Below are 24,090 nucleotides of genomic sequence, written 5' to 3' on the forward strand. Positions count from 1 at the left end.
CGTGACCCAACGCGTTTTCATCTACACCCGCATATCCCAGGACAGGGGAGCGGAAGGGCTTGGCATCCAGCGCCAAGAAGAGGCTTGTAGGGAGTATGCCGCTCGCAACGATATGGATGTCATGGAGGTGTTCAGTGACAACGCTACTTCGGCGTTTAGCGGCCGGGCCCGTCCGGCCTACGCAGCCATGCTTGACCGCCTACGATCCCGGGAGGCCGACGCAGTTCTGTGCTGGCGTATGGATAGGCTCCACCGTCGCCCGATTGAGCTGGAGGAGTACGCAGACATCTGCCAAGGGAAACGGGCGGATAAACCCATACTCACGTATGCCGTTACGGCCGGCGGCGAGATTGACCTCTCCACAGCTGACGGCCTGCTGCGAGCAGGCATTATGGGACAGGTGGCAAGATTCGAGTCGGCGACGAAGCGAGACCGTGCAAGAGCAAAGGCGCAGCAGCTTGCCTCAGAGGGCCGCTGGACCGGAGGGCGACGACCTTTCGGGTGGGACGTGGTGGATGGGCGGCTTGTGCTTAATCCGCGAGAGGCCGAAGCCCTTGCGGCGGCGCATGAAGATGTCCTAGCGGGGCGCTCGCTGGGGGCAATCATCGCTCAGTGGAACGACCAAGGGTGGGATGGTCAGCCGCTGCTCACGACAGCGGCCCTGCCTTGGGCGTATGCACAGTTGCGTCAAGCGCTGCTTCGTCCACGCAACGCCGGGCTCTATGAGTTCCGTGGCGAGATTCTGAGTCGTGACCAGATACCGCCCATAGTCTCCGAGTCTGTGTGGCGCGCTGTTAAAACCATTCTTGAGATGCCTGAGCGTCGGCGCTCGCAGTCAAACAAGGCTGCCCACCTCCTATCCGGCATAGCCCTCTGCCACTGTGGGGAGGCGGTTCGTTCAGCCACGGTGTACGGCAGAGCCGATCCGGTAACGGGTGATAAGCAAAAACACACTGTGTACCGCTGTCCTGCCAAGGGTTCAGGACATGTCGGTAAGCGGGAAGAGTTCGTGGATTTGGTGGTGGAGATGTGGGCGTTCCGTTCTATGGCTCAGGCCTACAGGGCAGAGCCGGAGAGTTCTGTATCCCGCGCGGAGAGGACGTCCATCACTGCCGAGCTTGAGGCCCTGCACGTTCGAGAGCAGGAAGCAGGAGGCTTGCTTGCGTCAGGAGTTCTTGCTGCCAGCCAGATGCGGGAGTTCAACGAAACAATTCAGCGTCGTAGGTCCGAGTTAGAGGAAAGGATGGCTCAGTTCGGCTTCGATCAGGCGGCAAGCTTGGACCCCGTGGCAAAGCTTGACCGAGAAATACTTACTGTTGAGCAGCGGTTCAATGCCTGGCTGGCGCTTCCCATCGATGATCGCCGCGATTACATCCGTTCGCGTTTTCACGTAGTGCTGCACCCTCATACTGAGGGGTCTGCCCGGGTCTTTGACCCCGATACGGTCTGTGTCTACGTCAAACCAGCTGGCGATTCCCGTCGTGTCCTTACGAGTGAGGACATTGCCGCGATGGGGCGGGTATCACTGGGGCCAGGTTTACGGCAGTGGTTCGAGTCGTTTCGTGCCAGCCGTAGGGGAAGCGTCTACGACCGTCAGATCAAGAACCGTGAGAGCTTTGAAAAGTTACTCCAACAGCACCCCGGACTGGCTCAGCTCATCGAGCGCAGGCGCAAAGAACGCAGGGATTCGGGGGCAAATGCATAATATTCTTCTCGCTAAGCGGGGAGAGACGGGCATCCTGCCCTTTAGTGGCCGGCTTTAGGGTGCCTGCAGGCGCCCTTCTCCTTTCCCAACCTATCCCCGCACTGGTAGGCCCTCGCTCACCGGGAGCTATTCATCAGGTGGGCGCCGCCGCCCCCCCGGGCTTCGCGGAAGGGGCCCGTTGCGCGGGCGAACGATCCATGCCGTGAGCGTAGAAACGATTGCAGGAACCAGCAGTAGGACGATGCGACGGGGGGCGGCCTGGCTGACACGGTTCTACGGGCGGGATCTTGGCGACGTTCGGAAGGGGCCAGTGAGGTCGGGAGATCGAGCCTCCCCACCGCTACAGGCTAAGCCGCCGGAATCCCCGATATTCCGGGGGTTTCTAGTTAAGCGAAATTAAACCTTGACAGGTGGCCAATCTCCTGTATCCCCTTGTGTGATCGCCAAATCTCCAAGACGTGGCTACTAAATGGATGTTCCTCGAGCGCGCTCAGGTTCATCGTGGCCGTGCGGCCTTCAGTCGCCCCTACAAGGGACTGGCCGCCCTGCACCGGCTGCTCAGCGCATACGAACCCTCCCGGAGCCGCAGAGGGCGCTTGAGCGCCCAATTGGCGACGCACGCAGATCGTTACGGTCATATCGAACGTTCGCTGACTGTGCCATATATGGCCAAGGCGGGGACTTGCCTGCCAAAGCTACGGGGCGTCTGGAAAACGATATCTCCGACGGTGCGGGGCGACCGTCCGTCTGTAAATCGAAAGGTCACCGGATCGGCGCCGGTCGGAGCCACCAGCTAGAACCCCGCTGTTCCCAGTTTTTACACGGGGTTTTTTCGTTTGTTGACGAAGCTCGGTTGTCAGCCTGGATCAGGCGACAACACCCTGGTAGTCGTAGGTCGCTGGTAAAGGGCGTCAGCCTCAGCTCTCGCAAGATGTGCGTTGCTGACTGCAGCAACCGTACTGGGCCCCGCTGACTAATAAGAACTGCTCTGTGGCGCTGGTGTGAAATCAGGCCGAGAGACGGCAGGATGGCACTATGACGATTGATCTACCCTTGGCGCTCCTCACCCTCCTTGAAGAAGAGCCAACCCCGCAGGAGCCTTTTCGGTGGTGGTTTCGCCAACCGTGGCTCGATCAGATGCACGCCGGGCCGGAAGTGCTCGCAACCTTGGACTAACTCCCAGACCGAGGTGACCGTCCACTGACTCGATGTTTGGGGCTGGGGTACGACGTCAGGCCGCGGCGCTGTTCGAACGCATTGGATACTTACTGAAATTGCCGACAGGAGCCACCCCCCAGCGCCCCTCCCAGTCGCTGCATCCGCGAGTGAGAGGTTGGAAGCCGGCGCCCAGGCGGCCCGTACGGCCGGACCCAAGGAGGCCTACCGCCTGTTGTACCACGAAGGCGCTATCAAACACTTCGGACGTTCGTATTTCACAAAGTGGTTGTACTTCGTGTCTGCGCTAGAAGGTACCGGCCCCTCACCCTCTTATCAGCTCCGAAACGAATGACAGATCCAGGTCGTCGTCGCCGTCCGCCCCACCCGGAAGCACTGCCATGCACCGCGAGTTTCTCAACAGAGTTTGAGTGGAAGCTGATGCATGATGAGAGGTACTGAACGAACACTGCATTTGGAGGAACTTCTATGGACTGGACAGCCGTCATTCCAGCCGCTTGCGGGGCTGTCATCGGAGGCGGCCTGTCATTTCTTGGCGGCTCCTGGCAAGCCAGCCGTGCCGCTACTCGCCAAAGGCGAGCAGAGGTCCGCAGACGCTCCGAGGATTCAGCTGCTGAATCAATGGCCATTCTGCATGACATCCGAAAAACGGCCGAGAATCATCCGCACAAAGGAGGAGGATGGCCAGGCTTCTGGCTCTCCTCTGAGGGGACAGACCTCGTCAACGCTCGAATCGTGGACTTGGAACGATCGGCCCGCCTCATAACCAACTTGGAACTTCAAGCTCGTATCAAATCGGCCGCGACTTATCTCTCAGCCCCACATGAATTCCAGCATCTCGAGGGCGAAGCCGTCGTTGCGACCACCCGTCGTCTGGAATCTTGGATCAGCGACAATGTCACGGCGTACCTGACGGATGTAGCGCTTCCGGACCCGCCGGACCACATCAAGTCCTACGATGATTCCTATCAGGAGGCGTGCTCTATGGCAGAGGAATCTTGGAAAGCCCAGGAAGAGTGGCACAAAGAGGAACGAGAGAGGCTGCGCAAAGAGCCCGACCAAAACGGAGCGTAGCCGCAGACTCTCAGACGGCCAACCTGCGTCATTCAGGGTCCTCTGAGGTTCTTTCCAGCAAAAGCGTCAGCAAGTCCTCCACGGTGCCGGAATTGCCGGAAGATTCGGTTGCCCCTTCGACATGGAGAAATGCTTCCAGCGCCTCGAGTCTTTCGTCCGCGAACTCGTGAAGCAACGGCAACGCTGCCACCAATAGATGGGCCATCAGAGGTGTGCTCCGTGTCTTTGCGGTTGCCGTCGCCTCCTTGAAGTCGAGGGAAAGTTGTCCATCAGGAATGAGGACCACCGCCTTTTCGGCTCGGCTGCTGGTAGATAGGTCGGCAGCTATCGTCGCAAGTCGCCCGTCTTGTCCAACACCTTCATCAGACATGAACTGAACGGCGGAACCGCCATCTCGGAGTGTAACCTCTGAGACCTTCATGCCTACAGATTTTCGGGAGAGTACGTCGACGGCTATCCCGATCTGAGGGCCATTGGCTCTATTATCGACATCATCCTTGCGGTCACCGATAAAGGCTGTGAAATCGGACCCCTCGATGGCCAACGTCCCACCTCGCACCGACCAAAGGAACTTTTTTTCCTCTGAGCCCAGCGTTGCGTTCGTCGAATTAACGGCAGCGGCACGGCATCTGATGACGTCGAGATTGGCGTTTACGAGCTGCTGGAATCCCTTCCCATTGGTGTCGGTGACATTCATGTTCGACAACTGGGTAACTGTAAGAGCCCTTCCGATCCGCCGCCAGAACTCCGGGTCCTCCGCACCGACGACGTCCAGGATGTATTGAAGCGAATCATCGTTCAGCATGCGAGAAAAATCAGCTGGCCCTGGGAACTGGTCCAGCCTCCCCTCGCTCCCCTCCCACACGGCCTGCAAAACGCGCGTCATGCGCGCAGCTTGAGGCTCGTCCAGGTACTGCTCGATCCTAGCCACAGCTAGACGGGTTGGATCGCTTCTTGTTTCGAGAGCACCGGTGAAGCCGTCCGATATCGCTCTCGTCACTTCTTCGACTTGGGGTCGAGCCAGTAAGCCCTTTCCTCCGCGCGTGAGCGCCTGGCTCAACAAGTTGACCCCGGCATTCGACTGCCGCCGCTCAATAAGGGTGTCAACTCCTTCAGCGTCTGTCACTAACGCATGGTTGTGCTGTGCCGTCTTTTCCAAACTGGCATATGCTTCATCGTTGCCCGGCGGCGGGCTCGTCAAACCGAAGAACATCGGGTTCAGGACATCAATCTTTGACATCCCGTCTCTAAGTTCATCCAGGTTATCGGTGAACCGCAGGTACACAGGTCGTTCAGCTTTCTCTCGCCAACTCAATACGAGATCTGGCGCGAAAGTGTGGTTGAAGTAGCTAGTGTCATGGATGCTTACGGACGAGTCGAGGGCTTCGAGCTCTTTGATCACGGCGATCTTTACCGCATTTATTGAGTCCTGCGGCGAACGGATCTCCAGGGCGCTCAGAATCTGACCCGCGAAGCTTGGCTGCGTGCTGGGTTTCACCTCACACCCCTTGCCGTGTCGTGCTGCTCGATGAGACCTCGATGTTCGGCTGAAACCGTCAGCATCTCCTGCTTATCGGACAAAACGATGAGCCAGAGCCTGTCCGCCACAGCCTTGCAGATCACGCGGTCAACCGCGGCCGCCGCCTCCGCCTCGTCCGCAATGCCGAGGGTGTCAGTGCGGTGCTTGACGACAGCCTCAAAGACCGTCTCGGCTGAACACAGATGCTCCCACTTTGTAGAGCTGAATGGGTGCCACGTGATCCACATGAAGCTGTCGCAATATTCAGGGCGGGAGACATAGGCACAGTAGCTCTTGGCCAGATACTCCTCATACTCGGATGCCTGGTGATTCCGAGTATTTCTGTAATTTTTTACCTCGGCGTAGAAGTTTTGGCCTTCAAGGTCTCCGCGTCTTAGCAGTCCGCCGAGGTCGTACGAGAAGGGCTGGCGGTCGCTGCCGGCCCAAGGGAAGGTCAGCTTGCGTACAGCAAGCTTGTCGGGGTTTACCCAACATGCATTGACGCGCGTTGTGGACTCGAGCCATTCTTTGGCTCGCCGTGCTCCTTCGCGACCCTTCTCATGTGTTTCTTCCCCTGACATGCCAGAACAATATCCCAGAATGGCTGAGCGGCCGGTGTCCGACGGTCCAGTGTCGAGTGCACCTAACGCAGGTCAAACGACCACTGTGAGGATCAAATGCATCGCCGTCTGACAGCAGGGGATGGCTGCGAGCCACATCCAGCGCCGGGAGCGGCTTCAAGAAGATCATATGATCAGAGGCACCGGTTTACGCCGGATTCACATGCTTCTCTTCTCTGGGGGTTTTCTCTTTGGCAACGACGTTCGATGTACTGCTCGATTCGTACCGTGACCTCGCGGACTCCGAGCGGATGAAGGGGAACTACTTCGAGCAGCTCGTTGGCCGGTACTTGGAGAAGGACGGCGTCCAGGCCCCGCAGTACCGGAACGTGTGGTTGTGGAGGGACTGGCCGGCCCGTGCAGGTAAGAAGGACAACGGCATCGACCTGGTGGGCGAGCGTCAGGATGGTGGCTTCACCGCGATCCAGTGCAAGTTCTACGCCGAGGGCCATCGGATTCAGAAGCAAGACATTGATTCATTCATCTCCGCGTCCGGAAAGGCGCCGTTCACACACCGGCTCATCGTCGACACGACCGGCCGGGACTGGTCAGGCAATGCGGAGGAGATGCTGGACAATCAACACCTCCCTATCCAGCGCATCGGACTGACCGACTTCCGGAATTCCAATATCGACTGGGCTACCTACGAACTGACCGATCCTTCAAAGGCTCCCCGGCTTCATGAGAAGAAGCAGCTGCGCACGCACCAGCACGAAGCGGTCAACGCCGCGTTGAAGGGCTTTGAAACCCGCCACCGGGGCAAACTGATCATGGCCTGCGGCACCGGCAAGACCTTCACCGCCCTGAAGATCGCCGAACGGGTCGCTGAGCAGGAAGGCCACGCCCGGATCCTGTTCCTCGTCCCCTCCTTGGCGTTGATGTCCCAGTCGCTTAAGGAGTGGTCGGACGAGACCACGCAGACGATGCACGCCTACGCAGTCTGCTCCGACACGAAGGTCGGTCGGCAGAAGAATTCGGACTTCACCGATGTGGCCATCCACGACCTGCAGATCCCGGCCACCACAGACGGATCCACGCTGCTGGAAGCGATGGGCGCCCGCGAGTTGGACGAGGGAATGACGGTGGTTTTTTCCACCTATCAGTCCATCGAGGCAGTGTCGCAGGCACAGAAAGCCGGCCTGCCGGACTTCGACCTGATCATCTGCGACGAAGCCCACCGCACCACCGGTGCCACTCTGGCCGGCACCGAGGATTCCCACTTCGTGAAAGTTCACCGCAACGACGTCGTCGCCGGCACCAAGCGCCTCTACATGACGGCCACCCCGCGGCTATTCAACGACGACACCAAGAACAAGGCGCTCGAGCGGGACGCGATCCTGTGTTCCATGGACGATGAGACCATGTACGGGCCGGTGTTCTACCGGATCGGCTTCGGCGAAGCCGTGACGAAAAAACTATTGACTGATTACAAGGTCCTGGTCCTCGGAGTGGAACAAAGCCAGGTTGTCTCCAGCTTCCAGGACCAGCTGGCGGATTCAGATATGGAACTGCAGATCGACGACGTCGCCAAGCTCATCGGCTGCTGGAACGGACTCGCCAAGCGCCGCTCCGGCACTCACGAGACGTCCTTCGGCAACGACCTGGCGCCGATGAAACGGGCGGTGGCGTTCAACCGGGACATCAAATCCTCCAAGCTTGTCGAGTCTGAATTCCCGGATCTGGTCCGGGTGCACCTGGCCAACCTGGACAACGATGACCCCACCGATGACCTGAAGGTCGAGGTCAAGCACGTGGACGGCGGCTTCAACGCCATCACCCGAGCTGAACGGCTCGACTGGCTCAAGGAAGACCTCGACGGCCCCGAAGATCAGCCCGTCTGCAGGATCCTGACCAACGCCCGCTGCCTCACCGAGGGCGTGGACGTCCCGTCCCTGGACGCGGTCTTGTTCCTGAACCCGCGCAATTCCATGGTCGACGTCATCCAGGCCGTCGGCCGGGTGATGCGTATCGCCAAGGGAAAGCAGTTCGGCTACATCATCCTGCCCATCGCTATCCCCGAAGGCATGTCTACCTCCGAGGCGCTGCGGGACAACAACCGCTACAAGGTCGTATGGCAGGTCCTGCAGGCTCTCCGGGCCCACGATGAACGCATGGACGCCGCGATCAACCAGATCGAGCTCAACGCCAAGGCGCCTGAATCCATCCTTGTCGACACCGTGGACCTGTCACCGAAAAAGAAGACCCGGACGAACGTGGGCGGTAATGCCGGCGGCGGGGGAGCCGCGGGTGGCGGTAGAGACAACGATGGCGAGGATGAACAGACTTATGTGCAGCCGGCGCTGCAGTTCCCGGTGGGGGAGTGGAAGGATTCTGTCTACGCGAAGATCGTCGACAAGTGCGGCAACCGCATGTACTGGGAAGACTGGTCCAAAGACATAGCAGACATTGCAAGCAAACACATCACACTCATCAACGCCCTGCTGACGGAGGCGCAACCGGAACACCGCAAAGCCTTTGACGACTTCATCCAGGGCCTGCAGGAGAACCTGAATCCGGAGATTGACCAGGCCCAGGCCGTAGAAATGCTCGCCCAACACCTCGTCACCAAGCCCGTCTTCGACGCCATGTTCACGGATTCCAACTTCACCGATCACAACCCCGTCTCGGTGGCGATGCAGAACATCCTGAACCAGCTGGATGACCACTCTGCATTCGAGAAGGAACGCGCCGGGCTCGAGAAGTTCTACGACTCCGTCCGCGCCCGGGTGGAGTCCATCGACAACGCCGCCGCCAAACAGAAGATCATCCTGGAGCTGTACGACAACTTCTTCCGCAACGCCTTCCCCCGCGTCGCGGACCGCCTCGGCATCGTCTTCACACCGGTTCCGGTGGTGGACTACATCCTGCGATCCGCGGATGCAGCCCTGCGACTCGAGTTCGGCAAATCCCTCTCGGACGAGGGCGTCTCCATCCTCGAACCCTTTGTCGGCACCGGCACCTTCGTGACGCGGCTTCTCCAGTCCGGGTTGATCAAGCCTAGGGACCTGCACCGCAAGTACACCCAGGAGATGTTCGCAAATGAGATCGTCCTCCTCAGCTACTACATCGCCGCCATTAACATCGAAACAGTCTTCGCCGAAGAATCTACGAAGAATGGCCTCAAGCACGGTTACGTGCCGTTCGACGGCATCGCACTGACCGACACCTTCCAACTCAATGAGACCGACGGCGCCTTCGACTCCGTTGTCTTTCCGGAAAACTCCGAGCGAGTCAAACGGCAGAAGACCCAAAACATCCGCGTCATCGTGATGAATCCGCCGTATTCGGCCGGGCAGACCAACGCCAACGACAACAATCAGAACCAGAAATATCCGCTGCTGGATGCGTCCATCGCCGACAGCTACGCGAAGCTCTCGACAGGGAGCAACAAAAATAGTCTCTATGATTCCTACATCCGCGGAATCCGTTGGGCATCCAATCGGATCAAAGAAGATGGCGTGATTGCCTTCGTATCCAACGGAAGTTTTATCGACGGCAATACGGCGGACGGCATCCGCAAAACATTCGTCAACGAGTTCAGTCGCATCTTCGTCTACAACCTTCGGGGAAATCAGAGGACGTCGGGAGAACAATCCCGAAGGGAGGGGGGCAAAATATTCGGGAGCGGATCGCGCACCCAAGTAGCCATCTGTATCCTCATAAAGAAAACCTCCAGCGTCGGGCCAGCCGATATCCAGTACCGGGACATCGGTGACTATCTCACGCGCGATCAGAAACTCGATATCCTTGAGATAGAGCAATCGCTTGAAGGCACTGACTGGGAGACGATCGTTCCAAACGATCACGGTGACTGGATTAACCATCGGGATGAGAACTACGACAAGTACCAGCCGCTCGGAGACAAAGCGACAAAGGGCAAATCAAACACCGACGGTATTTTTGAGAACTATTCTCGCGGTTTGGCTACCAGCCGCGATGCTTGGTGCTACAACTTCTCCCGCAAAGCTCTGGAATCGAACATGCGGCGCATGATCGCGAACTACGAGGCGCAGCGTCTAGCCGGAGGGCCCGTCGACAATGACCCCACCAAGATTGCGTGGGGCGGAGGCCTAGCCGATGACCTTAAACGCGGGCTAAAGCACGAATTTTACTTAGCCAGTGTTCGTCATGGGTTGTATCGACCCTTTTGCCGTCAGGCTGTGTACTTTCACCAGTCTATGAATGAACGCACCTATCAATTGCCGACAATGTTCCCGACCGAAGGGCTGCCGAATATTGCCTTGTTCATGAGCAGCCCGGGCGCCTCCAAACAGTTCTCACCCATGATTGTGGATTCAATCCCCAACCTGCATTTGATCCACACTGGTCAGGCCTTCAGCCTGTACACGTACGAGCCGGCTTCCGAGGACCAAGTGGACCTGTTTACTGATGCTGAGGCAATCGTCGATGGCTACCGGCGCAAAGACAACATCACCGACGCAACGCTCGCCGCCTATCGCGGCTTCTACGAAGACCCGCAGGTGGCCAAGGAAGATATCTTTTATTACGTCTACGGCCTACTGCACAGCCCTGCATACAGGGAGAATTACAAAGCAGACCTCATGAAGATGCTTCCTCGAGTACCCAAGGCCACGGACTTCTGGGGCTTCAGCAAGGCGGGCCGACAATTGGCGGATCTTCATCTCAATTACGAATCAGTTGAACCGTATGGCTTGGACGAGACTCGAACGGTGGCTGAGCCTGGATCGTTGCTGGAGCAGTATGAATTCTATCGGGTGACGAAACTTTCCTTTGGAGCACGCAAGGACCGCTCCAAAATCATCTACAACGGGCACATTACGCTGTCCGGCATCCCCGAGAATGCTCTCAACTACCAAGTCAATGGAAAATCTGCACTTGAGTGGATACTGGACCGCTACCAGGTGACCACACACAAGGACTCACAAATTACGAACGACCCCAACGACTACTGCCGTGAAATCGGCAATCCCCGCTATATCGTGGAGCTCATCAAACGCATCGTCACCGTTTCGGTGGAGACCGTCATGATTGTCGCTAACCTGCCCGCCCTAGAGATCGTTGAGTAGTAGTTACCGGTTGCAAACCATAGTGCCATTCTCCACCTTGATGACCGCCGACTACAGATGACGTAAGCACCGCCGTGCCCGGCCAAGCCGGGGACGCCGAGTCCTCGTGGTCGCATGAGATACCAGAAAGGGAAGTTCCGCCGGCATCGGGCGGAACTTCCCTTCGAATCTCGCTGCAATTGGGCCGGTCCTACTCCTTAGGAGTGTTCCTGTCTTCGGTTTCCGCGGGCCCGTGTGCTTGGTCCTGGGTCGGCGCTCCGCGGCCGGCCCCGGGCTGGTCCGTCACGCGGACCCCGTACTGGGGCCGGCCGTCCGGAAGGTCGGGGTAGCGGACCGCTGCGACGGGCGCCTGGGTGGGCTGGGGCGCACTCTCTGTGTGGCCACCCTGCTCTCCTGCACTACTGCCCTGTCCCGGAGTGCCAGAAGCCGGATCGCCGGCGCCCTGCTGGCCATAGGGGTCGTTCCAGCCCGCGGGACGGGCGGGTGCCTGACCCGGCTGCTGCGCCTGACCCGGCTGGCCGTGCTGCTGGCCCTGATACCCCTGCGCGCTGTAGGGAGCAGCGGCCGCATCCGAGCGGGTCATGGGCAGCTGCTGGAGGAGCCGGCGGGCCTCGTGCGCGGCTTCAACGGACACCACGACGTCGTAGCTGGTGGCCACAACCTGGCTGGTTGAGGTGAAGTCCCGCTTTCCGCGCTGCATGGCATAAGTGACGATGCCGAACAGCATAAAGAAGGCAGCACCCATCAGCACCGAAGCCAGGATGGAGAAGTAGCCCGGGGAGGGCGCAAAGAAGGACAGCATCACGCCGACAAACAAGCCGAACCACATACCGCTGAGCGCGCCGGAGAGGGCCACCCGGGGATAGCTGAGGCGGCCGGTTACCCGCTCCACCATTTTGAGTTCGTTGCCCACGATGGAAACCATCTGGACCGGGAACTGCTGGTCAGCGAGGTAGTCCACCGCCTTCTGGGCATCCAGGTAGGAGGTGTACGAGCCGACGGTGTCACCGACCGGAACCATGCGGGCGTCGTCGGCCCCGTTAGGGTTGCCGGCCTTGGGAGCACCAAAAATGTTTGACATACACCTATTCTTGCCCATAAAGGTGACTGTGTGCTGAATTCAGCTAAATGTGCAGCCGATGATTGGCGTTTCCGTACGTCGGAGCCGGGGAATGCGCACGGCAACGAACAGCAGGACGGGCGTCCGCGGAGCAAAGTCGAGTTGCCCGGGAGCCTGTGATCAGTGGCTAGGACTGAGCCGCCTATCCAAGCCGGACGTTCCGCGCTCCCGGTGGTCGGCCGCGGGTCCTGCCGTCCGGCCAGCCAGGTAGACGCGTGTTCAGCTGTATTTCTTTGTCCTGGTCCAGTTCTTTGCGGCGGTATTTCATGCGTTGGATGTGCAGCCACATACCAAGGAGCCGTTCTTCTTCGGTGTCTGTCTTCTTGTGGCGTGGCCAGTCGTTCCCGGCGGCCATGTAGGCGGTGAGCTCGTGCAGGCGTTGGACCCAGCGGGCTTCGTCATTGGATGTGCGGGTGCGCTGTTCCCAACCGGGGATTTCCTGGAGGCCGTCGCTGTAGGTGGAAGCGAGGGTGCCCCGATCTCGGTCCTGGCGTCGTCTCGTCAGCCACGTCGCGAGAGCACGTTCCCTTGGTGAGGCGGACTTCGTCGAAGGCAGCCGGCCTTCGGCCCTGTATAAGGCGATGGTGTCGGTGAGGTTTTGCAGCCCGCCTGACGTGAGGCGGGTGACCGGGGGCACTCGGGTTGCGTTGCGGTGCTCGTCCCTGATGGACGGTTCCGCCGTGATGGCGATGGCCAGATGGTAGCGCACGGTGCTTTGGGCAGCACCAGCAGTGGCAGCGATTTTTGCGGTTGTGAGGCCTTGCCGGTACATCTGGACCCACTCCGAGTGAGGTGCCGTCCTTTTGTATTCGGGCATGGCCGATCAGTGGTCCGTGCGGCTGGCGATCAGCTTCGTGCTTCCCGGGACGGCAGCCTCGATGGCGCCCTTGGCGTTGTCGTAGCTGTCGCCCTGGACGGTGATGTAGTCAATGCTGCCGTCGGCTCGCTGGATCGTTCCGATAAGGTCCATCGGATCAGCCTAAACGGCTCTCCGGGTTACCCGCCATGAACCTGGCAGGTTCGTGGCGAAGCGCCTCAGCGCATGTTGCAGCCTCGCTGTCTCACGGAGGCAGTCGACGGGTCGGAACCCGCCGAGCTCCGGGGTACCTGCCGGATGCCGGCTGCGGTGGTCCTGCGCTTCGCGGTCTGAGAGGAACATCTCTATCCCGGCCGGCCGGGAAGTCGAGTTTCAGAGCGCCCACTAAACTCCTTGCGCGCCGCCAAGAGGCCAGTGAACGTCGAGCTGATGAAGGGCTTGATAGCGGCGCCAAGGTTCAAGACAGGGCATCGACAACCACAGGCCACAGAGGTTTAGCTCGGTTTCTTCTGCAACATTCGTCGGTGCTGCCTGAACCACTTGCTGTACTTAGGTCGGCCAGTCGTCAAGTCTCCCTCGATGTTCCGCAGCCACGGTACCCGCGCCCCGTCCCGAAAGGAGATCCGCGGCACTTCCAAGCTCCGGTACGTCGTCTCCTCGCCAGGGTGGAGCACCTGTCGCGCTCCCGCCTCAATCTGCCGGCCACCATGGTGGTAGAAAAAGACATCGTAGACCGACTCGTCGCTGTTGTTGCGGATGTGGAACCAGCGGTCCTCCATCGGCTCACCCGGGATGAAGTAGCTGAAGTAGTACACGATGCGGCGGGCCTGAGACGTGCGGCGCAGCTTTGAATCTCTGCGGATGACGTAGAAGGTGGCGAAGAAGGCCGAGCCGGCGAAGACGGCTGACGCCCATTGCCCGACGGTTCCCCACGATGACGGGTCGAATTCCATGCGGTCAGTCTGCCAGAAATAGCGGACGGTCTTGCCGAGCAAGTCGGAAGGGCCGTCCCTTGTGACTGCAACCTGCCTCAGACCTTGGCCTCCCTACTAAGGGCGCCTCCCACACTTCCGGCTCGCACGATGACATGCTCATGCAGGCTGGTACAGAGTCCAACCGAGCGAAAGGAAGCGCGTGAAATTCTTCATCCCCGACGTTGAGCCCGACAAGCAGGAGGAAATGTATGAGACCTTCGCTGCCATGTGCAGAATGCGCCCCTTGCCGGATGGCCAACGCATCCAATCAATCACTTGGGACAAGACTCCGGTAGAGACGTGGACTGCAGAGATTGGTAAGCCGCTATCGGGCACAAGGCAGAAGGTGACTGGAAGGGGTGCCACACGCAGGGAAAGTACCGATCGGTTGGTTGATCAGGCTACTGTCCTGGCCATCTTCTCGGGGAATCCGTACATGGTGGTGACAGATAGAAGGCTCGATCCGACCGTGAGGTCTGCCTGGGATAACCCGTTTCTGGCAGATTCCTCGCCAAGCTCCGTAACGAAGTTCGAAGCTTCTGAAGCTCCCGAAGCAAATGATTCGGTTGCCGGGTGACCGCCGGCTCTGCTACATCCGAACTTCAGCACTGCGGCCACGCGCGCGCGGAGGTTAAGGCGAGGTCCGGACCTAAGTCCTGACGTTGCCGCCTTTCACAGGGTCGCCTCTGTTTCCCTGGGAGAATTCACGGTGGCGACCCGACTTCGAGCAACCCGTGGCTCGAAGTGGGGTACCGGCCGGTCCCTTGATCGTGATGTCCGCAACTTGGGGAAACCTATTCCTAGGTGTCCGGCGCTCGTCGTTCCCGACCCGGACTGGCCACATGGGAATAGGTCACGCAGCTTGAGCTGTGCGGAGGGCTCCATCTGGGCGCTAGTGTGCACAAACAAACCGCTCCCAGTGGCACCGATGTTATGGGGGCCGTCAGCCGTGGAAGCTCTGGCAAAGAGGGACTTGTGCTGCCAGGAACGGCCAGCAACTAAGCCATTACCTGCATACGATTGGGCTATGACCGCACAAAACAAATCCGCTGCGCGCTTCATGACCATGGAGCAGGTCGCCGAAGAGCTAAATGTCGGCATTCCCCAGGTCCGTTCATTGCTTAAGAGCGGGGAGCTGCGGGGACTGCAGATAGGTGCCCGGGGACTGTGGAGAATAGGCGTGCAGGACTTTGAGGATTACATAACCGAGGCATACCGCCAGACCGCCGAGCGTCGTGAGATGGAGGCTGTCGAAGCAAACCCGGCTGAAACCCAAGCATAAGGGGGGATCCCTGTGGTTGTAGAACCGTGCGCAGCAGGACAGGCGTTTTCGACGCCGGAGATGTAAATGACGACCAGACCACGTTAAGCGGAGGAGGACTGCGAATTAGTGGCGCCACGGCTTTGCGGAAAGCTACCTTGGGGAGCGCTACTAATAGCTGCGGCAAGGCTGATGCAGCACATTCAGGAGCAACTCCATTTTCTTGCTCCTATCGGTCCGAGCATAAAGCCGCTAAAATCGGCCGACGAGGTAAATCGCCAATCATAGGCAGGCGAAGTCATGAATACCGCGATGTACTACCCGCTGTTCTACCCGTCTGAGTCGTGGCTCAGAATGGCGTCACTTCTCTGGGAACGTGTCTACGTGATGCACACGGACGATGCGCCGCGAATGTCAGCCTCTCTGGACGAACTCGACGAAGCCCTGGGCGGGGTGTTGGAGATCGTCAAGCCCTGGGACACCGTCGCGACAGTACAAAAAGAGATTAAGGTCCCCATTAGGGGAGATGAACGGTGGGATAAGGCTCTACAAATGTACGTCGCACCGACCAGGTGGGAGAAACGTACCGAAGAACGCTCTGTGAGGGTGGATGAGGTTACGGATTCTAACGAGACCGTAGCTCAATTCGCCTCTTGGCTGGATCTGAGATCGGAGCTCTTGTCCAGACAGATGGAAGAGTCGCAATCGGATATGGCGATGCTGAGCAGGGGGAAGTTGGGGGGGGGCCCGTGCTCGATTTGCTTTCCGAGCATGGTCTTCTCCGCTACCAGGATGAGCCCGGCGACCGGCGAATTCCTCGGTGGGAAAAAGATGTGGGCTATGAAACTCCGTTGCGGGACCCAGAACAAGGATCCGACGAGGAACGCTACAAGACGTTGATTCGTCAGGCAGATCTTGAAGGTCGTGGCGGCAACAGCCAAGCTGCAACTGCGTTGCGCGCCGCAGCCCGCGAAATACTGCGACGAAACGAAGTCACAGTCCCCAAATTGGGCAAATACTACCTCCCGAGAGATGTGGCCTTTCACTATCTCTCCCTATGCGCGGGCAGACTTGCTGTAATGGGCCAGCGAGACCTCGTAACTGACCGGGGGCAGTTTACCGACGTCGTTCTGTCGAGCGATCTTCAGTTGCGGGGGGAGGTGGCCACAGCGGTTATTGAGGCATACCTTCCCGCTGATCTTCTCCATGTTGAGGTTCAGCGACTGGCTGAGTGCCGTGAAGAACTAAGTGTCAATCGACTCAAATTCCAGGCAGAGATCCACGGCTTGGTGAAAACATTCTCAGAGGTAGCATCTGTCGATACTTTTGAATCGCTTAAGGGTCAGCTTGTCCAGATCGGCCAAGAACGGATCAAACAGACGCAGCGAACTTACCGTCGAGCTAAGTTTGACGTGTCGCCGCAGGCGCTAATGGTGTCACTCACTCCCCCCGCCTTAGCCACAGCCGCCGAATCGGTGCTTCAGTCGGGCGTTATCGGTCCAATTGGATTGGCAGCTACCTTGGCGCTGTTCGCTGCTGGTAAGGTCTTGGATCTGCGCCAGGCACGCACCAACCGGGACGCATCGCCGTGGTCATACGTGCTTGACCTGTCCCAGCGACTTCACTGACCGCCGCACGTAATTCAATCGCGCATGGCCGACGCAGCAATTTTAAGGAGCCCGGCGTTGGCCTCGCTACTTGGAAAATCGGGGTCTTGGGATGGGATTTGTCGCTCATGCTCGGTTTGTATCTGGCAACGACTCTGATAGTCCGTTGCTGGGGCCGCTTGCTGTGACGGCTGGATGACTGGTTGTTGCGGAGATGAGGCTCTGTGCTGTCTCTCAACATTCTCCTATCGGGGAGGGCACGCTGTATGTCGGGGTTGGCGTCACTGGCTGCAGTCGGCTGCCGTGACGAGTAGCGCCGTCCGAGGGGACGCTGGACTAGGCATGCTCAGTCCCCCTATGAACTCGATCGCGAGATTAACGGGTTGTACTGCTGCGGGTGCTACCTGAATACGCTGCCAGGTTCAGGAGGGGGCTTTTCAAGCTCTATTTTGTACTTGAGACTGAGTCCAGCAACTGAGTTCGTGATTTCGTGTTCTCCCCGGCCGTAGGCGTCCCGCAAAACGTGATGAATAGGCAGCACCTGCCCCACCGAAGCGTAGATGTAGGTGGCATGGCGTGGGGATGCTGGCGCTGGAAAAATGGCCAAGTTGAAGCGTGCCACGTCCTCTGGCACCGGCCTCCAATTGCCGTCACGGACGACCGGCAGAAAACGCCGAACTAGGACGTTGTCGTTTTGATATTCCTGCATCGACAACTCGATATCGTATGGCCCGCTCGAGTCTCGCTCGGCTTTAACCTCAAGGAGAACCATCTTCATCTGGTATGGCTTCGCAGGGGGATCCATCACCATTGCGTTGCGGATGGCATTCCCGTACGCGATGTGACCATTGTCGTTTGGGTGTGCAGTTCCGAGCTTGTTTCCCTGAGTCTTATATGAACTCTCGTAGCTAGTGAACCAACTCTGGTTGCCGATCCCGCCCTGGATTGCTTCTGCAACACTGCCGGCGGGGCAGTAGGAATGATCAGTGAAGAGCTCTGTCAGGCTCGAAATCTTGTTCCATCGATGAGAATCGACTCGGTACTTGTGTGCGGCCTGAGATACCTTCTGATTCAGCCTGTCACCCCACGCTCGCATGGATCTTCCGTCAGCTTCCCCCAGCCCTCGTCCCTGGAGATGCAGCTTACCGCAGGCCCCGCCTTTGAAAACGTCTGCCGGGTAATCATTAACGTAGATCTCGCGTGTCTGCGGAAGATGTACTTGAATGGCATCCGCAAGAGCGTCGTATTTCTTCCTGAGGGCAGGATCCTCACCCCGGGCACCATCGATTTGGTCGGAGATACCCCCATCTCCCAGACAGTCGATATGGCCGGCAATCTCCGGTCGATGTGGTGTGGCTGGAGAATGACCGATCCTATCTGCTGGCACGTACAGCGCATCATATGAGCCGGGTCTCTTGACTGGCTTGTAACCTCCGGGCCAGCAGGCCGGGGCTCCGACACAGCCGTTACGGATTACGGTCGTAACGCAATTGGAGATTATGGTACTGAAATGAAGGTCGTTGATGCCGGCGGACACTATTAAGGCGTCTATGACGCGACCGCTCGCTTCCCCGGGTCTCCTCACAGATTCACGCGCGGCGAGTATCTGGGGAGGAAGCGTAGGCAGTATCAGGGTTGAACCGATTGTGGATTTTGGGGGAGGTTCCGCACCCGCGTATCGGGTGTCGATGAGCTCCCAGATCCTGGCTCCGGAACAGGCAAAGCTTAAGAATGTTACGGATGTGTGGCTATCCTCGAAGGATCTGGCCGCGCGTGCAGGGCCACTGTTCTTTGATCGATGACATCTCCGATCGGCCCATTCGACATCCTTCACCGTGAACCAAACGCTCATTTCAGCGTAAAACGTATCGTCCCCCCTTGTGACGTATTGACCCGGCTTGTCTGGATTTCCTTCGCCAGAAGCCAACGAATCACCGATAACTACAATGAGGCGGTCTTTGACGGTGATTACTTGACGGTGTTCTCGGCTGACCCCTTCCGTCCCCCCGCCCCAAGCAGTGTGAAGCGTGAGGTTGACAACATAGTTGCCCAGTTTTGGAAGTTGGACCTTCAAACTGCAATTAGAGGTCTTCCTCGTTACATTCCACGAACCGACGCCGGTCACGTCGAATGTGTAGTCGGTGATGCGGCGGGTGGATCTGGAACTGCATGCATCGAGGTTCACAGGCCACGACGCTGGGTTGACGAAGGACTCCTGATATGTTCCCTTGCTGGGGATGAAGGCCTGCCAGCTCTCGTCGAAACGCCCAGGCACACTATACGAAAGCGCCGGTCTTGCATCCTCGTCAAGTATTTGCTGGGCTTGGCCCAAGCGGTCATCATCACCAGGACGAATCATGCTATTGAAGTTCGCAGTCCTGGCCACCGTTGTGTTTACAGGTAATGCCAGGACAGCCGCCACAAGAAGGCTGTGGGATAGCCGCCGGTGCCTGAGTCTAAGACGCACGGATTCCCCCGCAAAGGAAGGTCCCACTATGAGGACGCGACTGTCTAAAGAGTAGATGTGATAGCCCAGCCTCTATCAGTACGTGCACCGCCGCGGCCGTGCCAAATAATCACTGCGAGCCGACCACCAGAATCAAAGAAGTCTGAGAAGAATTCGCTCTCAGCAAGTCAATGCGCTAAGTAGGGTATGGTCTACGCCCACATACTCTTGCTGTCAATGGTTTTCGTTTCCACCGCATTCCTGCAAACCGTTTCCGAGGAAAAAGCTTCTCTAATGGGTAGGGTCGACCCGAGTTCCAATTGTTGTGCGCTATGGGTTACGCGGTCCGGCTGGTAGCGAACTATGAAGGATGCCACCTTGTGCGAAGTATCAGGGATTAGGGACCGCGATGAGGTGAGGCACAGGAGGCGGAGCGCCAAGCCAAAGACACTAGCGAAATCCGTCGGAGAGCCCGCTCAGCGGGGACTGTCCGAGACGATTCGAGGGACCGTCGTCATGCCTGAGGCGTGGTGGTTCCGCCGGCCTCGTTGAGTCGACTCGGGTTCCTTCCGACGAGTATGCGGACAAAATTCGTCGCAGCGGCGCCCCCTGAAGCGCAACTGCAGTCACCCGACGGCCAATTGCGCCGTTGCAGGCATTGGACACATTGTGGGGCGGGCGCCCAGGTTGCGGTGTGTGCCAACCGTCAGCGCCCCGGTCCAGGAAGCGTGTCAATTTCGCGGCCGCGGAACCTGGGCTGCACCGTTGGACTGGGTCGCCTGGTCGATGGAACGACTCATGGCTGGTGCTCTCCCGTCGGAAGCAACCACGTCGGTGGCCAGAGGGCATCGTCCAGGCATGGCACTAGGCGGTTCTTCCCGCGCTACCGGCCCATCGGTCGCCGACCGCCGCGATAGGGCGTGTTCCTTGCTGCCGAATCTGGCGGGACAAGTAGCGCGGTCACTGGTACGTCGAGCACATCGGCAATATCCCAAAGTCGCTCGTAGGCCACGCTCTTCTTGCCCCACTCGATCCCGATGATCATGTTCCGGCTCAACCCGGACTCCAAGGCCAAAGCTTCTTGGGAGAGTGCCTGCTCAAGTCTTAGCTCTCGTATCCGCGCCCCGACGATTGCCCTACGTTCAGCCCACCGGAGTGTCTGCTCCTGGGAGGACTGGTGCGGGCGAGTGGGCATAGATCAATGCCAGCCAATAATGTCAGACTTGTCTGCTCTACTAGTGCTACATGCACCGACTGGTGCTCGCCTACACGATGTGAGCGGACGATGGAGACACCACAACCTGGGACGATAACTCCTACTGACACGGCGGGTGCCGTGGGATCTAAGCCAACGGAATCCAAGGAATGCAGCAGACTTGGACCCAGACCGGATAGTGATCATCCCGTCGCGACACCCCCGATGAGGTCAGATCGTGAGCGTTTCTACGATAAGACGCGCCCGGGAGAGGGTGGGTGCTTGCTTTGGACTGCGGGCAAGACCCTGGCAGGACATGGGAAGTTCATGTTCCACGGTAAGACCATGCTTGCCCACCGCATGGCGTGGTTTTTTGAGCACGGTGAGATCCTTTCGCGAGACCAATTGCTGTTGCACTCATGCAATGTCCCGTCCTGCGTGGAAGTCTCCCACCTAAGGATTGGAACGCACGCTGAGAACATGGCAGACAGGGTGGCCGCCGGCAACTATGCCGCTACTCGGGGCATGAGCTGTTCATTCGCCAGATTCACCGACGAAGAAGTCGCCCGCATGCGTGAAATGATCGCGGAAGGAATGAAGCAGCGCGAGATTGCTGCGCTCTTCGAGTGTTCCCAGTCGTACATCTCTGCGATCGCGCGAGGAAAAATCCGCGCCCACCCGACCAGCGAGCCATCGCCGGCGATCCTCGCCCAACGGGAGCGGGAGGCCAGGGCCAGTGCCAACCGGCAGAGAATCGATGAGATCATCTCTGTCGTCCACCCGGACGATGAAATCGTCGGCGAGGAATGGCGGCCAACACCGTTCGAGGGCTACATGGTCAGCTCCCTCGGCAGAGTCCGCGGGAGGACGATGATTATCCTCAAACTGTTCATCAGGGAGGGAGATTACGCTATCGTCCACTGCGGAAATCGGAATCCCCAAGCGGTGCACATCTTAGTCTGCGAGGCGTGGCACGGTCCCCGGCCGGCGCCAGGAATGCATGCCGCCCACCGGAACGGGGATTCGATGGACAACAGCCCCGAGAATCTTCGTTGGGCAACACCACTGGAGAACATCGGGCAGGACAGGTTACGGCATGGGACGGTCCTTCGAGGTGCCGACGCTAACGGAGCAAAGCTGACGCAGGAACAAGTCAACGCCATTCGCGCCCAACTACCGGGTACGCGGGGAATAATAGCCCGTCTGGCCAGAGAATACGGCGTGGTCCATGGCACCATAAGGGCCATCCGGGACAACCTCACCTGGCGAGAACTAAACCCATAGCGGACCAGCGCATTGGTCTGGTGCGGAGGTTCGAGTTAATCCCGCTCCCTGGCACTTGCGTCTCCTACCCCCCAATGCAAGGTACACTCTTGGCGCACCTGCGTCTCTTGCCGGCTGACGGTGCTTCGCGACTGCACCCGCGTCTTGCGGGCGTTCATGGCTCGTTGTGAGCCCACCTCCGCGTCTTGTGAAGCGGATCCCTGGCCTTCGCATTCTCCTGCCCGACGGCTCTCGACCACTCTGGCCTCTCGCGCCTGCACGAGCGAGAGCGTTGCCCAACTGGCGCCGCGCCCACAGCCGGAAAACCCCAACCTTGGATCAGGCCCGACCTACGGTGCGGGCGTGCCGAGGCGTTGTCGAGAATCCCAAGCACCTCCCCATCCAGACGCAGTGAGGCCACGACCGCCGGCAACCCTTCGCGTGGGTTCTTCACGACGATGGGACTGTCCCGCGGCATGCGCTTCAGCCTCATGGACACAAGGTCCAGTGCATAGATGGCGCTCTCGGTCTCAACGATCACAGTTCTCTTCCGTCAGTCCATCATGTCTTTGTGATAGGTGATGTACTCCGCTGCGGCTAGCAGCCGGTCGGCATCGTCATTGAACATGCCCATGCCAGTGTTGCAGGGCCTACACACCAGCCCCCGCACCTTCCCGGTAATGTGACAGTGATCGACGTGCAGTGGGCGTAACTTCTCGCATACGGCGCACAGGTTGTGCTGGTCCAGGAGCATCGCCGCATACTCGACGGCCGTGATGCCGTAGCGCTGGCGAATGCGGACGGCAAGCAACGGGTCCACACTGGCCACTGTGCAGCTCGTGCACATGACCAGCGCTACGCCACGGGCAAAGAAGTCGGCCATGGGCTTGAATCGCCCGCAGGTGTGGCATTGGATAGTCCCACGCGCAGGCATGCTACCTCCCCGTTCCGAGCAGCGAGAGCCCGCGCTGCATGTGCTTGGTATCTTCCTCAGGGTGGGGCGTGCGCCCCATCACCTTTGTGATCAGAGTACGGGCAAGACCTGCCACCGTGGGCCGACGTGTGCCAAGGGTCGCCCGCTGCGGGTTCCTGGACAGCTCAATCCCCACAGACCCCTGGGGGGAGACCCAAAAGCGCTCACTGTGCCTTCCCGGCCGTGGTAGCGCCTAGGGTCGCGTACGGGTTTAAAAGCTAGGGAGCGGGTGGGTTATGAGGCCCACCCGCTCCCGATCTTAGTTAATGACGGTTGCGCTTATGCTCCTGCCAGAGTTCGGCGCCCGTCTTGGTTTCCGGCAGGTACGCTGCCCTGATCTCGGCTGAGACGGCCCAAGCTTCCGGCGTGATGCCTTCGCTCATGGCTGTGGCCCGCCCGGCCTCGTAGGTTTCGTTGGCCTCCTGGCCGACTGTCTTGGTCTCAATGGGAAGCGCATTCACGTAGTTGGCATACTCGCGCTGGGCGTGTGCTTCTGCTGTGAAGCCTGCCCGCCGGGCTTCGTCATGAGTGCGGAAGAAGCGGTTGGGGTTGGTTTCGTTGGGAAGCTGCCACCTGCCCGGGCTCACCTCCACCGGTTCGAAGGTGAGAGTCTTGGGGTCGGGAGGGGGCACGGCATCACCGGCTGCGGCGGTGGCATCGGCGAGGTGCTCAGCCACAGACTTGCGGACGCCGAAGTAGTCGTAGTTATGTTCAGTCATCGTTGTTGGCTTCCTCATAGTGGTAGATGGCATCTTCGTAGTTGTAAATGCCGTTGGCTTTGTTGTATTCAGCCCGGGCCGATCGGGCTGCGGCGAGCGAGTAGTACCGCTTGAAGTCGAACTGCCAGACTCCCGGCCAGGGCTCGATGATCTCTTGGCTGTACGGCAGGGTGATGCCCGTCTTTTTGTACATTGATGTTCCTTCCTTTTCGTTATGAATCTGATCTGGGGTCATTGTGAATGTGCCAATGGCCAGGGACTGCGCCGGGCAACCCGTGAGAGGCTGCCCAGAGCATGAGCGCAATGGAGGTCCTGCCCCGGTCGTCAGCATCGATCCAGAATGCTGCTCCCGGGTGCCGCGCTCGACGGTCACGCCTGAGGATGTTGACCCGTCCTGTCACGGGCTCCATGTGGCGCGGATTGACGCAGCGCCGGCGCAGTTTGTCGCTTTCCTCCGAGCCGTTCTCGGAAGGACCGCCGCAAAGGTGGTCCAGTTGTCGGGATTGTAAGTGGGTCCCAATGAACAGGACATACATGAGGCGGTGAACGAGCCAGTCGGAGCGATCGACGAAA

The 24,090-nt window shown here is 59.1% G+C and carries 19 protein-coding genes and 1 pseudogene; 9 read left to right on the top strand and 11 right to left on the bottom strand.

What is annotated here, in order from left to right:
- Position 1: 1 nt before the first annotated feature.
- The 3 genes and pseudogenes from JOE31_RS09295 to JOE31_RS09300 all read left to right on the top strand — a co-directional run bounded on the left by JOE31_RS09295 (position 2) and on the right by JOE31_RS09300 (position 3,955).
- A complete protein-coding gene (locus tag JOE31_RS09295; RefSeq protein ID WP_209743544.1) occupies positions 2-1,705 on the top strand; it encodes a recombinase family protein in 1,704 nt (567 codons plus the stop codon).
- Positions 1,706-2,927: 1,222 nt separating this feature from the next.
- Positions 2,928-3,215 (top strand): annotated as a pseudogene (locus tag JOE31_RS21910) (hypothetical protein); the annotation flags it as partial.
- A 134-nt stretch (positions 3,216-3,349) separates the two neighbouring features.
- Complete coding sequence (locus JOE31_RS09300) at positions 3,350-3,955, top strand: hypothetical protein (RefSeq protein WP_209743546.1); 606 nt, start codon at positions 3,350-3,352, stop codon at positions 3,953-3,955.
- Positions 3,956-3,983: 28 nt separating this feature from the next.
- Here the strand turns inward: JOE31_RS09300 and JOE31_RS09305 are convergent, their stop codons facing one another.
- Complete coding sequence (locus JOE31_RS09305) at positions 3,984-5,453, bottom strand: hypothetical protein (RefSeq protein WP_209743548.1); 1,470 nt, start codon at positions 5,451-5,453, stop codon at positions 3,984-3,986.
- Complete coding sequence (locus tag JOE31_RS09310; RefSeq protein WP_209743550.1) at positions 5,450-6,055, bottom strand: hypothetical protein; 606 nt, start codon at positions 6,053-6,055, stop codon at positions 5,450-5,452. Before JOE31_RS09310 ends, JOE31_RS09305 begins: the two co-directional genes overlap by 4 nt.
- Positions 6,056-6,285: 230 nt before the next feature.
- Here JOE31_RS09310 and JOE31_RS09315 point away from each other — a divergent pair, with 230 nt between their 5' ends.
- Positions 6,286-11,142: a type ISP restriction/modification enzyme gene (locus tag JOE31_RS09315; RefSeq protein ID WP_245199095.1), complete on the top strand. Its 4,857-nt coding sequence runs from the start codon at positions 6,286-6,288 to the stop codon at positions 11,140-11,142.
- Positions 11,143-11,332: 190 nt separating this feature from the next.
- On the opposite strand, the gene JOE31_RS09320 is transcribed toward JOE31_RS09315, so the two are convergent.
- From JOE31_RS09320 to JOE31_RS09335, 4 genes are all read right to left on the bottom strand, one after another.
- The gene (locus tag JOE31_RS09320) at positions 11,333-12,223 is read right to left on the bottom strand and encodes a general stress protein (protein WP_245199097.1); all 891 of its coding nucleotides are present in this window, start codon (positions 12,221-12,223) and stop codon (positions 11,333-11,335) included.
- A gap of 181 nt (positions 12,224-12,404) precedes the next feature.
- The gene (locus JOE31_RS09325) at positions 12,405-13,079 is read right to left on the bottom strand and encodes a helicase associated domain-containing protein (protein ID WP_209743552.1); all 675 of its coding nucleotides are present in this window, start codon (positions 13,077-13,079) and stop codon (positions 12,405-12,407) included.
- Positions 13,080-13,085: 6 nt separating this feature from the next.
- A complete protein-coding gene (locus JOE31_RS09330; protein WP_209743554.1) occupies positions 13,086-13,232 on the bottom strand; it encodes a hypothetical protein in 147 nt (48 codons plus the stop codon).
- A 341-nt stretch (positions 13,233-13,573) separates the two neighbouring features.
- The gene (locus JOE31_RS09335; protein ID WP_209743556.1) at positions 13,574-14,032 is read right to left on the bottom strand and encodes a hypothetical protein; all 459 of its coding nucleotides are present in this window, start codon (positions 14,030-14,032) and stop codon (positions 13,574-13,576) included.
- 181 nt (positions 14,033-14,213) lie between these two features.
- Here JOE31_RS09335 and JOE31_RS09340 point away from each other — a divergent pair, with 181 nt between their 5' ends.
- The 4 genes from JOE31_RS09340 (at position 14,214) to JOE31_RS09355 (ending at position 16,942) form a co-directional block, all read left to right on the top strand.
- Positions 14,214-14,630 (top strand): hypothetical protein, encoded by a 417-nt coding sequence (locus tag JOE31_RS09340; protein WP_209743558.1) that lies wholly within the window; start codon positions 14,214-14,216, stop codon positions 14,628-14,630.
- Positions 14,631-15,080: 450 nt separating this feature from the next.
- The gene (locus tag JOE31_RS09345; protein ID WP_209743560.1) at positions 15,081-15,335 is read left to right on the top strand and encodes a helix-turn-helix domain-containing protein; all 255 of its coding nucleotides are present in this window, start codon (positions 15,081-15,083) and stop codon (positions 15,333-15,335) included.
- Between the two features lie 279 nt (positions 15,336-15,614).
- Positions 15,615-16,214: a hypothetical protein gene (locus JOE31_RS09350; RefSeq protein ID WP_209743562.1), complete on the top strand. Its 600-nt coding sequence runs from the start codon at positions 15,615-15,617 to the stop codon at positions 16,212-16,214.
- Positions 16,148-16,942, top strand: a complete 795-nt coding sequence (locus tag JOE31_RS09355) for a hypothetical protein (RefSeq protein WP_209743564.1) — start codon at positions 16,148-16,150, stop codon at positions 16,940-16,942. Before JOE31_RS09350 ends, JOE31_RS09355 begins: the two co-directional genes overlap by 67 nt.
- A 379-nt stretch (positions 16,943-17,321) precedes the next feature.
- Here the strand turns inward: JOE31_RS09355 and JOE31_RS09360 are convergent, their stop codons facing one another.
- Positions 17,322-19,253: a hypothetical protein gene (locus JOE31_RS09360; RefSeq protein ID WP_209743566.1), complete on the bottom strand. Its 1,932-nt coding sequence runs from the start codon at positions 19,251-19,253 to the stop codon at positions 17,322-17,324.
- A gap of 997 nt (positions 19,254-20,250) precedes the next feature.
- Positions 20,251-20,562: a helix-turn-helix transcriptional regulator gene (locus tag JOE31_RS21915; RefSeq protein WP_209743569.1), complete on the bottom strand. Its 312-nt coding sequence runs from the start codon at positions 20,560-20,562 to the stop codon at positions 20,251-20,253.
- Positions 20,563-21,042: 480 nt separating this feature from the next.
- On the opposite strand from JOE31_RS21915, the gene JOE31_RS09370 reads away from it, so the two are divergent.
- A complete protein-coding gene (locus JOE31_RS09370) occupies positions 21,043-21,846 on the top strand; it encodes an HNH endonuclease (RefSeq protein ID WP_245199534.1) in 804 nt (267 codons plus the stop codon).
- A 532-nt stretch (positions 21,847-22,378) separates the two neighbouring features.
- Here JOE31_RS09370 and JOE31_RS09375 read toward each other — a convergent pair.
- The 3 genes from JOE31_RS09375 to JOE31_RS09385 all read right to left on the bottom strand — a co-directional run bounded on the left by JOE31_RS09375 (position 22,379) and on the right by JOE31_RS09385 (position 23,710).
- Positions 22,379-22,708 (bottom strand): endonuclease VII domain-containing protein, encoded by a 330-nt coding sequence (locus JOE31_RS09375; protein ID WP_209743573.1) that lies wholly within the window; start codon positions 22,706-22,708, stop codon positions 22,379-22,381.
- 353 nt (positions 22,709-23,061) lie between these two features.
- The gene (locus JOE31_RS09380) at positions 23,062-23,517 is read right to left on the bottom strand and encodes a hypothetical protein (protein WP_209743575.1); all 456 of its coding nucleotides are present in this window, start codon (positions 23,515-23,517) and stop codon (positions 23,062-23,064) included.
- The gene (locus JOE31_RS09385) at positions 23,510-23,710 is read right to left on the bottom strand and encodes a hypothetical protein (protein ID WP_209743577.1); all 201 of its coding nucleotides are present in this window, start codon (positions 23,708-23,710) and stop codon (positions 23,510-23,512) included. The genes JOE31_RS09380 and JOE31_RS09385 overlap by 8 nt, the downstream gene beginning before the upstream one ends.
- Positions 23,711-24,090 lie beyond the last annotated feature (380 nt).

Origin of the sequence: Arthrobacter sp. PvP023, from assembly GCF_017832975.1 — a bacterium.
Taxonomy (GTDB): Bacteria; Actinomycetota; Actinomycetes; order Actinomycetales; family Micrococcaceae; genus Arthrobacter.

What these genes read in the sequence shown, in the direction of transcription:
- JOE31_RS21915 (WP_209743569.1), bottom strand. Translation starts at nt 20,562, where the DNA reads ATGCCCACTCGCCCGCACCAGTCCTCCCAGGAGCAGACACTCCGGTGG.
- JOE31_RS09345 (WP_209743560.1), top strand. Translation starts at nt 15,081, where the DNA reads ATGACCGCACAAAACAAATCCGCTGCGCGCTTCATGACCATGGAGCAG.
- JOE31_RS09310 (WP_209743550.1), bottom strand. Translation starts at nt 6,055, where the DNA reads ATGTCAGGGGAAGAAACACATGAGAAGGGTCGCGAAGGAGCACGGCGA.
- JOE31_RS09375 (WP_209743573.1), bottom strand. Translation starts at nt 22,708, where the DNA reads ATGGCCGACTTCTTTGCCCGTGGCGTAGCGCTGGTCATGTGCACGAGC.
- JOE31_RS09380 (WP_209743575.1), bottom strand. Translation starts at nt 23,517, where the DNA reads ATGACTGAACATAACTACGACTACTTCGGCGTCCGCAAGTCTGTGGCT.
- JOE31_RS09335 (WP_209743556.1), bottom strand. Translation starts at nt 14,032, where the DNA reads ATGGAATTCGACCCGTCATCGTGGGGAACCGTCGGGCAATGGGCGTCA.
- JOE31_RS09320 (WP_245199097.1), bottom strand. Translation starts at nt 12,223, where the DNA reads ATGTCAAACATTTTTGGTGCTCCCAAGGCCGGCAACCCTAACGGGGCC.
- JOE31_RS09300 (WP_209743546.1), top strand. Translation starts at nt 3,350, where the DNA reads ATGGACTGGACAGCCGTCATTCCAGCCGCTTGCGGGGCTGTCATCGGA.
- JOE31_RS09350 (WP_209743562.1), top strand. Translation starts at nt 15,615, where the DNA reads ATGAATACCGCGATGTACTACCCGCTGTTCTACCCGTCTGAGTCGTGG.
- JOE31_RS09385 (WP_209743577.1), bottom strand. Translation starts at nt 23,710, where the DNA reads ATGTACAAAAAGACGGGCATCACCCTGCCGTACAGCCAAGAGATCATC.
- JOE31_RS09330 (WP_209743554.1), bottom strand. Translation starts at nt 13,232, where the DNA reads ATGGACCTTATCGGAACGATCCAGCGAGCCGACGGCAGCATTGACTAC.
- JOE31_RS09325 (WP_209743552.1), bottom strand. Translation starts at nt 13,079, where the DNA reads ATGCCCGAATACAAAAGGACGGCACCTCACTCGGAGTGGGTCCAGATG.
- JOE31_RS09370 (WP_245199534.1), top strand. Translation starts at nt 21,043, where the DNA reads ATGGCAGACAGGGTGGCCGCCGGCAACTATGCCGCTACTCGGGGCATG.